Annotated in this window: 15 protein-coding genes; 8 read left to right on the top strand and 7 right to left on the bottom strand. The window is 31.8% G+C overall.

Annotated features, from left to right (window positions below):
* Positions 1–50 precede the first annotated feature (50 nt).
* The 6 genes from R2808_RS05680 (at position 51) to R2808_RS05655 (ending at position 5,989) form a co-directional block, all read left to right on the top strand.
* Positions 51–1,235, top strand: a complete 1,185-nt coding sequence (locus tag R2808_RS05680; protein ID WP_371269995.1) for a hypothetical protein — start codon at positions 51–53, stop codon at positions 1,233–1,235.
* Positions 1,236–1,321: 86 nt separating this feature from the next.
* Positions 1,322–2,539, top strand: a complete 1,218-nt coding sequence (locus R2808_RS05675; RefSeq protein WP_371269994.1) for an RsmB/NOP family class I SAM-dependent RNA methyltransferase — start codon at positions 1,322–1,324, stop codon at positions 2,537–2,539.
* Position 2,540: 1 nt separating this feature from the next.
* On the top strand, positions 2,541–3,701 hold the full coding sequence (locus R2808_RS05670; protein ID WP_371269993.1) for an endonuclease: 1,161 nt from the start codon (positions 2,541–2,543) through the stop codon (positions 3,699–3,701).
* A 27-nt stretch (positions 3,702–3,728) separates the two neighbouring features.
* A complete protein-coding gene (locus R2808_RS05665) occupies positions 3,729–4,763 on the top strand; it encodes a COX15/CtaA family protein (protein ID WP_371269992.1) in 1,035 nt (344 codons plus the stop codon).
* Between the two features lie 84 nt (positions 4,764–4,847).
* Entirely contained in the window at positions 4,848–5,342 is a 495-nt protein-coding gene (locus R2808_RS05660) for an RNA polymerase sigma factor (protein WP_371269991.1), read from the top strand.
* Positions 5,342–5,989: a hypothetical protein gene (locus R2808_RS05655; protein WP_371269990.1), complete on the top strand. Its 648-nt coding sequence runs from the start codon at positions 5,342–5,344 to the stop codon at positions 5,987–5,989. The genes R2808_RS05660 and R2808_RS05655 overlap by 1 nt, the downstream gene beginning before the upstream one ends.
* 25 nt (positions 5,990–6,014) lie before the next feature.
* Here R2808_RS05655 and R2808_RS05650 read toward each other — a convergent pair whose 3' ends face one another.
* Both R2808_RS05650 and R2808_RS05645 read right to left on the bottom strand, forming a co-directional pair.
* Positions 6,015–6,818, bottom strand: coding sequence for a lysophospholipid acyltransferase family protein (locus tag R2808_RS05650; protein ID WP_371269989.1), 804 nt, complete (start codon positions 6,816–6,818; stop codon positions 6,015–6,017).
* 57 nt (positions 6,819–6,875) lie between these two features.
* Positions 6,876–7,523, bottom strand: coding sequence for a CoA pyrophosphatase (locus R2808_RS05645; RefSeq protein ID WP_371269988.1), 648 nt, complete (start codon positions 7,521–7,523; stop codon positions 6,876–6,878).
* Positions 7,524–7,586: 63 nt separating this feature from the next.
* Here R2808_RS05645 and R2808_RS05640 point away from each other — a divergent pair, with 63 nt between their 5' ends.
* Both R2808_RS05640 and msrB read left to right on the top strand, forming a co-directional pair.
* Entirely contained in the window at positions 7,587–8,030 is a 444-nt protein-coding gene (locus tag R2808_RS05640) for a DUF4268 domain-containing protein (protein WP_371269987.1), read from the top strand.
* A gap of 45 nt (positions 8,031–8,075) precedes the next feature.
* Positions 8,076–8,543 (top strand): peptide-methionine (R)-S-oxide reductase MsrB, encoded by a 468-nt coding sequence (gene msrB / locus R2808_RS05635; protein ID WP_371269986.1) that lies wholly within the window; start codon positions 8,076–8,078, stop codon positions 8,541–8,543.
* A gap of 75 nt (positions 8,544–8,618) precedes the next feature.
* On the opposite strand, the gene R2808_RS05630 is transcribed toward msrB, so the two are convergent.
* The 5 genes from R2808_RS05630 to R2808_RS05610 form a co-directional block, all read right to left on the bottom strand.
* Positions 8,619–9,206, bottom strand: coding sequence for a tRNA-(ms[2]io[6]A)-hydroxylase (locus tag R2808_RS05630; protein WP_371269985.1), 588 nt, complete (start codon positions 9,204–9,206; stop codon positions 8,619–8,621).
* 84 nt (positions 9,207–9,290) lie between these two features.
* A complete protein-coding gene (locus tag R2808_RS05625) occupies positions 9,291–9,743 on the bottom strand; it encodes a hypothetical protein (RefSeq protein ID WP_371269984.1) in 453 nt (150 codons plus the stop codon).
* A gap of 36 nt (positions 9,744–9,779) precedes the next feature.
* Entirely contained in the window at positions 9,780–10,829 is a 1,050-nt protein-coding gene (locus tag R2808_RS05620) for an o-succinylbenzoate synthase (RefSeq protein ID WP_371269983.1), read from the bottom strand.
* 81 nt (positions 10,830–10,910) lie between these two features.
* The gene (locus R2808_RS05615; protein WP_371269982.1) at positions 10,911–11,267 is read right to left on the bottom strand and encodes a four helix bundle protein; all 357 of its coding nucleotides are present in this window, start codon (positions 11,265–11,267) and stop codon (positions 10,911–10,913) included.
* A 33-nt stretch (positions 11,268–11,300) separates the two neighbouring features.
* Positions 11,301–11,978, bottom strand: coding sequence for a metal-dependent hydrolase (locus R2808_RS05610; RefSeq protein WP_371269981.1), 678 nt, complete (start codon positions 11,976–11,978; stop codon positions 11,301–11,303).
* Positions 11,979–12,100 lie beyond the last annotated feature (122 nt).

Here is a 12,100-nt window from a genome sequence, read left to right as displayed (position 1 = left end):
CAGTAATTGGTTTTAGTATAGAAATGAAGTTTAATTTAACACTTTACACTATGAAAACTAAAATAATTATTTTAATGCTTGGGTTGCTCGTTTCGCTACCTGCATTAGCACAAGATAAAACAACGGTTAGAGCTAACAGTACCGATATTAGCGATAATTTAGATTTAAGAGCTGTTGCGACTATTTTTGGCGATAGTAAAGATTTAGAAGATTTTGAACAACGCTTAAACGACCCGAAAGCGCAAATTTCGAATCTAGATTTAAATGGCGATAATTATGTAGATTACCTTCGTGTAATTGAATCAATTGAAGGAAATGCTCATATTATTGTAATTCAAGCTGTTTTAGATAAAGATTTATACCAAGACATTGCAACAGTAGAAGTTGAAAAAGACCGTAACAACAACGTTGCAGTACAAGTAGTAGGCGATGTTTATATGTATGGTACTAATTATATTTACGAACCGGTTTATGTAACTAGACCTATTATTTATACTACTTTTTGGACACCTTATTACCGCCCGTATTGTTCTGCTTGGTACTGGGGCTATTACCCTAGTTATTATACGTATTGGGCACCATATCCTGTGTTTAGATACCGTAATAACATTGCTCTTTACATTAACTATGGTATAACTTACAATTATGTAAACTACAGAAGATGTAGTACTGCTTATAACGCATATTATGGCCGAAGAGCAAATGGTTATGAAACACGCTATCCTAATCGTTCTTTTACGCATAGAAATAATGGTTATGCTAATCGATATGAAATGGATCAAAACAGAACTATTCGCACACGAGTAGCTGGCACGAGAGAATTAGCATCGAACACCACTAGAAATTCTACCAATAATAGCGTTAGAACTACCCGAAATAGTGAATCAACTAGAAATAATAATGCTACTTCAATTAGAAATATTTCTGAAACTAGAAATGAAAGTACAACTAGAAATGAAGGTACAAATGTTCCAATAAGAAGCACTACACAATCCGTTAGAAACAATAAAAATGTATCTTCTACAAGAAATACTACAACTACACGAACTCCAAGAGTGTCTAGTACGCCAAATCGTTCTAGTTCAAACTCGGTTAGTACACGTAGTAGTTCAACTCGTAGCAATAGTTCAATGAGTACAAGAAACTCAACTTCATCTAGAAGCAGTTCTAATGCTACACGTTCTTCTAGCAATACAAGTAGAGGACAATCTTCAAACAGAGGTGGAAGAAGTTAATAAAACATCATTTTAATAATAAAGAGCTGAAAATTCAGCTCTTTTTTTATACAAATAACTATCTTTGCAAGCTCATTTATATAATAATGCGATTACATAGAAATTTAGTTTTTGCGGTAATAGATGCTTTGTTAGCTATTTTTAACGAAGGTGCTTATGCCGATAAAGAAGTAGCCAAAGTATTAAAACGCGACAAACGCTGGGGAAGTAAAGACCGAAAATTTGTTGCCGAAACCATTTACGAAATTGTTCGTTGGAAAAGGCTATACGCCGAAATTGCCGAAGTTAAAGAACCTTTTACCCGAGATGATATTTGGCGAATGTTTGCTGTATGGGCAGTATTACGTGGCTACGCCCTACCCGATTGGAAATATTTTGAAAACACACCTGTTCGCAGAATAAAAGGACGTTTTGATGAACTTTCCAAAACACGAAAATTTAGAGAATCTATTCCTGATTGGATGGACGAACTGGGCGTACAAGAACTAGGCGAAGAAAAATGGACAAAAGAAATTGCGGCTCAAAACAAACAAGCCGAAGTAATTTTGCGCGTAAATACTTTAAAAACTACTAAAGAAAAACTAAGATCTATCTTAATGGATAGCGATATTGAAACCGAATTTAGAAAAGGTTACGAAGATGCTTTAGTTTTAAAAGAACGTGCCAATGTTTTCTTAACACAAGCTTTTAAAAACGGTTTATTCGAAGTTCAAGACGCATCATCGCAATTAGTTGCCTATTATTTAGATGTGCAACCCGGAATGCGAGTTGTAGATACTTGTGCAGGTGCAGGTGGAAAAACACTACATTTAGCCTCATTAATGCAAAACAAAGGCCAACTTATTGCTATGGATATTTACGAAAGTAAACTAAAGCAATTGAAAACAAGAGCCAAGCGAAATGGTGTTCACAATGCCGAATTTAGAGTTATTGAAGGAACAAAAACCATTAAAAAACTGTACGAAAAAGCCGATAGAGTTTTAATTGATGCGCCTTGTAGCGGATTAGGCGTATTAAAGCGAAACCCCGATAGCAAATGGAAATTACAACCCGAATTTATTGATAATATTAAACTCGTTCAGGCAGAAATATTAGAAAATTATTCTAAAATAGTAAAACCTGGTGGCAAGCTAGTTTATGCTACTTGCTCGGTTTTGCCCTCTGAAAATAAAAAACAAGTAGATAAATTTCTATCTACAGAAACAGGAAAAAACTTTACCTTTGTAAAAGATCATAAAGTTTTAGCACACGAAAGTGGCTACGATGGCTTTTATATGGCACTTTTAGAACGAAAAAATAGTTAAAATGAAAACAAACTTTACACTTATTTTAATAGCATTATCAACTGTAGTTTTAGCGCAAATTCCTACAGGATATTACAATTCTGCAACTGGTAGTGGCTACGCATTAAAAACCCAATTAAAAAATATTATTGACCATGACAATGATGGTTTAAGCCCAGAATATGAGCATAACGACCAAGGTTATTCTGCCTTATGGACGCTTTTTGCAAATGAAAATAATGCGTTTAAAGATATTTACGACGATAACGACGGTACAATTTACGATATGTATTCTGAAAAAATAGGCGAACCAGAATTACCACAATACCAGTTTACTCCTGTAACCGACCAGTGTGGAAATTACTCTGCTGAAGGCGATTGTTACAACAGAGAACATTTAGTACCGCAATCATATTTTGACCATTACGCTACAAACCCAATGAAGAACGACCCTTTTCACGCAGTTCCTTCTGATGGCTATGTAAATGGACAACGTAATAATTTACCATTTGGAGAAGTAAATAGTGCTTCTTATACTTCATATAACGGTTCTAAAAAGGGCGCTAATGTTATTGACGCTTATTCAACTTATAGTGGAACTGTTTTTGAACCAATAGATGAATTTAAAGGCGATATTGCTAGAGCTTATTTTTATTTTGCTACTCGTTATGAAGATTTAATGGACAACTTCTATTCTGGTGCAGATGCTGCGTCTTGCCAAGCAAAAAATATGTTTGACGGTTCTACAAACAAAGTTTTTTCTGATGCTTTTATTTTACGATTAATTAAATGGCACTTAGACGACCCCGTTTCTCAAAAAGAAATCAATCAAAATAACGCCATTTTTAATTTTCAAAACAATCGAAATCCATACATTGACCACCCAGAATATGTGTGCCAAATTTGGCAAGCGCAATGTGCAACTTTAAACACAAACACATTTGCATTGGAAAATACTACTATTTACCCTAATCCAAGTAATAACGGAATTTTTACTATTGCTACAACAGCAAATTTAGATACTATTACAGTTTATGCCATTAATGGACAACAAATTACTATTGAAAAAAATCCTTTAAAAGTAAATAATGGCTATGTAGTTTCGAATTTACCTAGTGGTTTCTATTTTATTACTGTTAGTGCAAATGGCGTTTCGGAAACTAAAAAAGTAATTGTAAATTAATTGTATCGTTATAATTAAAACCCTAAAATGCTAAAAGCAAACCCTAACAAAGCTGTTATCATTTGGCTACTATCTGGATGCTTACTCCTTTTTATTATGGTTATGGTTGGTGGTATTACCCGTTTAACCAATTCGGGTTTATCGATGACCGATTGGCACTTAATTACCGATACCTTTCCACCAACATCTGAAGACAAATGGAACGACGCTTTTAATGCTTACAAAACCTTTCCCGAATACCAAAAAATTAACCAATATAAAGAAGGTGGTTTTACAATTGATGACTATAAATTTATTTATTTTTGGGAATGGTTTCATCGATTTATTGGTCGAATAATTGGCATTGTTTTCATTATTCCATTTCTCTATTTTATCCTAAAAAAGAAACTTGATTTTAACACCTTTAAAAAATGTCTTATTCTTTTAGCAATGGGCGCTTTTCAAGGTTTTTTAGGTTGGTTTATGGTAAAAAGCGGACTTGTTGATAATCCAGACGTGAGTCATTTTCGTTTGGCACTACATTTAACTTTTGCTTTTATAACTTTTGCTTATACACTTTGGGTGGCGTTAGATTTAATGTATCCCGAAAAAAATTATGTTATAAAACCGCTACAAACTATAGCTCGGGTGGCTTTAGCAGCATTGCTCATTCAAATAATTTGGGGCGGATTTGTAGCTGGATTAAATGCTGGTTTAGTCCATAATAATTGGCCATTAATGAGTGATGGCGAATTTTTTCACGAAAGTATTTTACTCGAAAAATCGAATTGGTTTTTAGCCATTACCGAAGGTAAAAGTGGTGTGCAGTTTTTTCATAGAACTTTCGCTTATATAGTGGTTTTTGTTATGTTTTTACTATTTTTTAAAAGTAGAAAATACCGTTTAAGCACACAACAAAAAACCAGTGTTACCAGTTTAATTGTTGTTGTTTTGCTGCAGTTTATTCTGGGTGTTTTTACACTTTTATTTCACGTGCCACTTTGGTTAGGATTAGCGCACCAGTTGGTTGCTTTTTTACTACTGTCGGTTATGGTTTACACCTTGCATCGTTTTAGTAAATAAAAATTGTAAACCAATTCAACTATTTATTAAAATTGAATAATCTTCAGTTGTAACAATTTTTCATAAAAAACTACTTATTGTTATATGAAATCATCATCGGAAGTTGAATTTGTAAAACAATTACAAGAAAATCAGAATATAATTCACAAAATTTGTCGATTATACACTACTGATAATGATTCTCATAACGATTTATTTCAAGAAATTACCATTCAGCTTTGGAAAGCCTATCCTAATTTTAGAGGCGATTCTAAATTTACCACTTGGGCGTATCGTGTGGGCTTAAATACTGCCATTACACTCTATAGAAAAAAGAAAAAAACTATTAATACCATTGAGTTTGATGGAAGTTTTCATAAAGTAAAACAAGAAGATTACAACTTTGAAGAAGAAGAGCAACTCAAATTATTATACAGCGCCATCAGCGAATTAAACGATATTGAAAAAGCATTGGTTTTTTTGTATTTAGAAGACAAAAATTATGCAGAAATATCGGAAACACTAGGTATTTCGGAAGTAAATGCACGAGTAAAAATGAACCGCGTAAAAGGAAAATTAAAAAAAATACTAAATCCGTAATGAATACAGATGAATTAGAATTATTGAAACGCGATTGGAAAAAGAATGAAAGTTCGTACAATCAAGTTACCGAAAAACAAATTTATGGAATGCTACACAAACGTTCGTCTTCAATTGTGAAGTGGATTTTGATTATTAGTGTTTTAGAAATTGTATTTTGGTTAAGCTTAAATTTTGCATTTAACGACGATAAATACAATAAAATGATAGAACTGTATCATTTAAAAACATTTATTTTAGTAGGTAGTATTGTTAACTATACAGGAATTGCTGTTTTTATATATATATTCTACAAAAATTATACAAAAATAAAAACAACCGATACGATAAAAGCCTTAATGCGAAATATATTAAACACTAGAAAATCGGTAAATTATTATGTCGTTTTTAACTTAGTATTGTTTACCATATCTATGATTGTAACTTTGTGGGCACAATTTACTTACAGTCCAGAAATGGAGCGCATGTTACAAAAAGTAAACGGCGGCGATAATTCTTTACTAGCTTATTTTATTATTGCTTTCGTTTGCTTAATTTTTGTTGGAATAGGCATGCTACTTTTATGGTTGTTCTATAAACTTTTATACGGTATATTATTAAAAAAATTGAACAAAAATTATAAAGAATTAGAAAAATTTGAATTATAAAAAAAGGCAATTAAATTGCCTTTTTTTAATAACTCCACATTCGTTCTTTATCTTCTTTTTCTTTTTCCTCTAAAACTTCGGCAGGAATAACTTTTAATAACGAAGGATGTTGCTCTATAGCATATTCTATTTTTTCGACCAAACCATCTACAGTTTCATTCTCGTAGTCAATTTCTAAAGGTGGTTTAATTTCCATACTTTGCAATATTCCTTTCTTCTTTACAAATATTCCTTTTCTATCAAAAGAACGACGGAAACCATCAATAACAATTGGTACTACAATAGGTTTATGTTGTAAAATTATGTGTGCCGTTCCTTTTCGTACAGGTTTAAACGAACGTGTTGTTCCTTGCGGAAAAGTAATAACCCAGCCATCGTCTAAAGCTACTTTTATATTTTCGGTATCGTTTGGGTTAACTTCTCGTTTTACATCTTCGCCTTTTGCACGCCAAGTTCGTTCTACCGATATAGAACCCGCATACGCTAAAATTTTAGGAAGCAAGCCTCCTGTCATGGTTTCCTTTGCTGCTACATAATACAAATTTAACTTCGGATTCCATAAATAGCCTACATCTTTTAACGTGTTTTCTCTACCTTTTAACGACGCATTAAACACATGAAACATAGCTACAACATCGGCAAAATACGTTTGATGGTTCGAAATAAACAAAACATTAGTTGGTGGTAAATTGCGTATAATTTCGGAACCTTCTATTTGTAATTTATTAAAACCTCTGTAACGCTTGTGCGTAATTAATCCTGCAATGCGAATTAGCCAAAGTTTTAAAAAAAGTATTTGTCCAAAAGGATTTTTCTTAAATAATCCCATAAATATTAAAATTGGTTGGGCTACAAATGTATAAAATCAAATTATTTTACAAAATGATTACTTTAAGTTTAAAGCATTTTTAAGGGTTTCCTTTAATTCACTCATCATCATGGCGGTTGCTCCCCAAACTACATATTTATCAACCATAAAGGCTGGCACTTCAATATCTGTTGCGTACGATGTGGTCATTTTCACTTTTGTTATTGTATTATCATCTAAAAATAATTGTAATGGAAACTCTAAAACTCGTTTTACCTCATCTAAATCGGGTATAAATTGAAGTTCTTCTTGTGAAATTCCCATAAAAGGAGCAACTAAAAAATTACTCGGCGGAATGTAAATTGTACTAAACGGTTTTACTATAGTAACCTTTTGTCGAGCCACACCTACTTCTTCTTCTGTTTCTCTCAATGCAGTTGCTGCCAAATCTTTATCTTCCTTTTCTACCTTTCCGCCAGGAAAACCAATTTGAGAAGAATGCACACCCGGATACGAATTTCTAACAATTAAAGCCAAATTTGTTTGTCCCATTTTAGGATAAAACAACATTAAAACAGCTGCTTGCTTAGGATTTTTATCGCTATAATGCTCTTGTTTTAAAAAAGAAATTCGTTCGAGAGGTGCCATTTTTGCATGCGCATCTTCGGCTAATAGCTTTTCTTTTTCTATTTTTGGAATATATTTTAAAAAATCTTGAAATAGCATATTAAAAAATTCGAAACATAAAGATAACGTAATTTTGTAAGAATTTTAATTTTTGATACAAAAATGTTTAGTAAAGAAGAAGCAAAACGCATAAAAAAAGAATTTTGGATAGAATTTGCAGCAGCCTATCCGCGAAAATGGTTATTATACAACACGGGCGTAAAAGACTTTGCTTTTAAGTTTTATGTAGATACCAAAAAAGCACACGTAATTTTAGATATTGAAACTAAAAATGAAGAAAATAGAAAAATTTATTTTGAAAAAATGGAATCGTTGAAAACTATATTATTAGACGATTATGTAAACGATGCTATTTTTGAACAAGATTATATTTTAGAAAATGGAAAAATAGTGAGTAGAATTTGGACACAGCTTGATGGTGTAAGCGTAAATAATAAAAATACTTGGGAAGCCATTTTCGATTTTTTCAACAATAAAATGACCGCTTTTGAGTTATTTTATTACGAATACGAAGAGTATTTAAAAGATTTAGAAATAAATACTTAACAGAATTATATAAGAACAAAATTACTAACGCTAAAAATTTTGAAAATGAAAAAATTACTAGTACTTTCGTTAATATTACTACTAAACTCTTGTTACTCACAAAATAAAAAAACAACAGATTTGGAACAGCAAAAAACAGATGCCGAGTGGAAAGCGCAACTTTCGGAAGAAGAATATAGAATTTTAAGAGAAAAAGGAACGGAAAGAGCTTTTAGTGGCGAATATTACGACTTTTTTGAAAAAGGAAAATACGTTTGTGCAGGTTGCGGAAACGAATTATTTACATCGGATACAAAATTTGATTCGCATTGTGGTTGGCCTTCGTTCGATAAAGCCATAAAAGGTTCGGTTATTTATAAAGAAGATTTAAGTTTTGGAATGGTTCGTACCGAAGTAATGTGCGCTAAATGTGGCGGACATCTTGGTCATGTTTTTGACGATGGTCCGCAAGAAACTACTGGAAAACGCTATTGTACTAATTCGGTTTCTATTAAATTTATTCCAGAGAAATAATCTTTTATACAGTTTAGTTTTGAGTTAGAACACATTCAGCTAAAGCTGACCAAAATTGTAACTGAAAAACTAAATTTACCCATGCACAGTTTCTCTATTTCCGTAGTTTTTAATAATTTTCGCTTCGGCTTCTAACCATTCGTTCCAGCGTTTATCCACATCTATTGTTTCGGCATATTGACGGGCAAAACCAATAAAAGCCGTGTAATGATTGGCTTCGCTTTCCATTAAATCGCGATAAAATTTTGCTAATTCTTTATCTTGAATGTTTTCGCTTAAAACACGAAAACGTTCGCAACTACGGGCTTCTATCATAGCGGCAAACAGCAAACGTTCAATTAAACCCGATTCGCGCGAACCATCTTGATTTTGCTTTAAATATTTCATTAATTCGTTTACGTAATCGTCTTTTCGTTCACGTTTAAATTCGTAACCACGCGCTAAAATAATATCGTGCACCATCTTGAAATGCTCCATTTCCTCAATAGAAATTTCAAGCATAGCTTTAACTAACTCTGGTTTTTCAGAATTATTAATAATTAAATTGATTGCATTGGTAGCTGCTTTTTGTTCGCACCAAGCGTGATCGGATAATATTTCTTCAAGGTTGCCTTCGGCTATATTTGCCCAGCGTGGGTCGGTTGGTAATTTTAATCGGAACATTTTAATTTAGTTAAAAAGTTGAAAGTTAGTTGTTAAATAGCTTAAAAGATAAAACTTAATAAATTGATTTGCAAAAATACAAATTCAATCTTTAAAATGGATTACAGCCCAAAATTCATTTGTATAAGCATTGTAAACTGCAACGTGCGAATTGTTTTTTCTATTTCCTTTTTTAATATAAAGACTATCCAAGTTTTTATATAGACTTGAAAAATTACCTAAAAAGTATTGTAAATTATCTTTTTCCAAATCGTTTAAATTTTTAACTTTTTTAAATTTAAAAGTAGTAATATAGTCTTGACTGTTTTGTTCTTTAAATTTAAAATATACCGATTTCAAGTTTAACGATTCATCATAATTACATTGCGAAACTTCAATTTTAGGAATATTAACACCTACATTTACTTCAACGTTATCAATATTGGCAAATTCGCAATTTCTTTGGTTTACAATTGTTGTTACCAGTAACTTAAATCCAAATATAAATGCAGTAAATAAAAAGACTACAACTAAAACAATAATGACAATTTTTTTCACATTTAAAATTTTAATTATAACGATAAAAAAACCACACTATTGCAAATTGCTAAAAAAAGTTGCATTCCATTTTTCATTTGGATTGTACTTTATTTTCCCATTTTCTATATATAAAGGACAATCAAAATTGTTAGTATATAAACCACCTGTTCCTAAACCTTGCGGCATAGGATTATTGAGTGTAAACGTAAATTGAGTTATGGCATTTAAACCAATATTACTCTCTAATGCCGAAGTAATCCACCAGCCAATATTGTACTTTTTAGCTAATGAAATCCATTCTAATGTTCCTTTAAATCCGCCAATTAAACTGGGTTTTAAAATGATGTATTGCGGTCTAATTTTCTCAAGTAATATTTCTTTATCTTTAGTATAAAAAACACCGATTAACTCTTCATCTAATGCAATAGGAAAAGGTGTGTTTTTACATAGTTCTGACATTGTGTCAGTATTGTTTTTTGCAATTGGTTGCTCAATACTATGTAGCTTATAGTCAGCTAATTGATTTAGTTTATATAAAGCATTGTTTAAAGCAAAAGCACCATTAGCATCTACTCGAATTTCAATGGTTTTTTCATCAAAATTTTGTCGAATAAACTGCAACAATTCCAATTCTTTTTCAAAATTAATAGCGCCAATTTTTAACTTAATACAACGAAAACCTTGTGCTAATTTTTCTTCAATTTGTTGTTTCATAAAATTGGCTTCGCCCATCCAGACCAAGCCGTTTATTTCCATAGACGTTTTGCCCAATGTAAAATCTGACGGAAACAATTCAAAAGTCGAATTAGATTGTAAGGAAAGAAAAGCCATTTCAACACCAAATTGAATTGAAGGAAACGCAATAAGCTCGTTCCAAAGTTGTTCTTTTCCTAAATGAATGTTTTCGCAAACCCATTGCAATTTTTCTTCATAATCGGGACGATCATCAATGGATAATGTTCTCAAAATACCACACTCACCTATTCCAATTTTTCCATTTTCTTCTAAAATCAAAAACCACGTTTCTTTCTCGGTTAAAACACCACGTGAAGTTCCACTAGGTCGTTTAAAATTAAGTATATATTTTCGGTAGGTAGCAATCATTAAATTAACAATTACGAATGTTCAATTACGAATGTTCAATTACGAATGTTCAATTACGAATGTTCAATTACGAATGTTCAATTACGAATTTTTATTTTTTAATGTTTTTTGAATACTTCCAATAATTCGTAAAATTTCTTCTACATCTCTTAATAATTCATTTGCACTATCTAATTCTAAATAAGTAGAATCTTTAAGTAATCTTATCCAATATTTAGTTTCACGTGCTTCCTTATAAGAAATAGTTAGTTTAGCATAAAAATCTCTTTCTGATTGACCGCCAATTGCTTCTTCAATATTAGCTCCAATTGAAGTTCCGCTTCTCAATAATTGCTTCGACAAAACAAACTCTTTTTTGTCTTCGACAAGCAATTTATATACCTTAATAATTTTTAAAGCAAACTCGTAACTTTTTGATTGAATGATATTTTCTTTCATTGTAAAAAAAATCGTAATTCGTAATTGAAAATTTTATAATTCAATTGAATTTCCTATTTCTAGCAACATTAAATCTTTATTTGCATCAAAAAATTTACGTTTTGCCTCTTCATGATTAATTTCGATGTAACCAAAAGTATCAAAATGATAGCCCAAAATCTTATCGCATTGTACAAAATCCGAAGCGATGATTGCATCATCAACATCCATTGTAAAATTGTTTCCAATAGGTAAAATCGCTAAGTCTAATTTTGTTCGAAGTGGAATAAGTTTCATATCCATTGTTAAAGCGGTATCGCCAGCAATGTAAATATTTTTGCGTTCGCCTTCAATTACAAATCCACCGGGTTGCCCGCCATAACTTCCATCTGGGAAAGACGAAGTATGAATAGCAGGTACATATTTTATAATTCCAAATTCAAAATCCCAGCTTCCGCCATGATTCATAGGATGGAATTGAAAACCTTTGGCGCCATAATGCGTAGCAATTTCATAATTCGAAACAATTACCGCATTAGTCCGCTTGGCAATAGTTTCTACATCTAAAATATGATCTTGATGCGCATGCGTAAGCAAAATGTAATCGGCTTTGATAGCGTTTATATCAATATGAGCTGCTTTTGGATTTCCAGTAATAAATGGGTCAACCACGATATGAACATCATCAATTTGAATTCCTAAACAAGCGTGACCGTAAAATGTTATTCTCATAGTTAAAGTTTTTAGGAGTTAGTTGAAAATATAATAATCATCCAAAATAATATACTGATAGCAAAAGTAGTTAAAGCAACTTTTTTTAATTCGGGATCAAAATCTTCATATTTTGTTGCTTT

The sequence above is a fragment of the Flavobacterium sp. genome, assembly GCF_041392005.1.
GTDB lineage: Bacteria > Bacteroidota > Bacteroidia > Flavobacteriales > Flavobacteriaceae > Flavobacterium.
This window is presented reverse-complemented; position numbering and strand designations above follow the sequence as displayed.

Excerpts from the sequence above, each read along its gene's own strand:
- R2808_RS05680 (WP_371269995.1), top strand. The coding sequence starts at position 51 with ATGAAAACTAAAATAATTATTTTAATGCTTGGGTTGCTCGTTTCGCTA.
- R2808_RS05675 (WP_371269994.1), top strand. The coding sequence starts at position 1,322 with ATGCGATTACATAGAAATTTAGTTTTTGCGGTAATAGATGCTTTGTTA.
- R2808_RS05670 (WP_371269993.1), top strand. The coding sequence starts at position 2,541 with ATGAAAACAAACTTTACACTTATTTTAATAGCATTATCAACTGTAGTT.
- R2808_RS05665 (WP_371269992.1), top strand. The coding sequence starts at position 3,729 with ATGCTAAAAGCAAACCCTAACAAAGCTGTTATCATTTGGCTACTATCT.
- R2808_RS05660 (WP_371269991.1), top strand. The coding sequence starts at position 4,848 with ATGAAATCATCATCGGAAGTTGAATTTGTAAAACAATTACAAGAAAAT.
- R2808_RS05655 (WP_371269990.1), top strand. The coding sequence starts at position 5,342 with ATGAATACAGATGAATTAGAATTATTGAAACGCGATTGGAAAAAGAAT.
- R2808_RS05650 (WP_371269989.1), bottom strand. The coding sequence starts at position 6,818 with ATGGGATTATTTAAGAAAAATCCTTTTGGACAAATACTTTTTTTAAAA.
- R2808_RS05645 (WP_371269988.1), bottom strand. The coding sequence starts at position 7,523 with ATGCTATTTCAAGATTTTTTAAAATATATTCCAAAAATAGAAAAAGAA.
- R2808_RS05640 (WP_371269987.1), top strand. The coding sequence starts at position 7,587 with ATGTTTAGTAAAGAAGAAGCAAAACGCATAAAAAAAGAATTTTGGATA.
- msrB (WP_371269986.1), top strand. The coding sequence starts at position 8,076 with ATGAAAAAATTACTAGTACTTTCGTTAATATTACTACTAAACTCTTGT.
- R2808_RS05630 (WP_371269985.1), bottom strand. The coding sequence starts at position 9,206 with ATGTTCCGATTAAAATTACCAACCGACCCACGCTGGGCAAATATAGCC.
- R2808_RS05620 (WP_371269983.1), bottom strand. The coding sequence starts at position 10,829 with ATGATTGCTACCTACCGAAAATATATACTTAATTTTAAACGACCTAGT.
- R2808_RS05615 (WP_371269982.1), bottom strand. The coding sequence starts at position 11,267 with ATGAAAGAAAATATCATTCAATCAAAAAGTTACGAGTTTGCTTTAAAA.
- R2808_RS05610 (WP_371269981.1), bottom strand. The coding sequence starts at position 11,978 with ATGAGAATAACATTTTACGGTCACGCTTGTTTAGGAATTCAAATTGAT.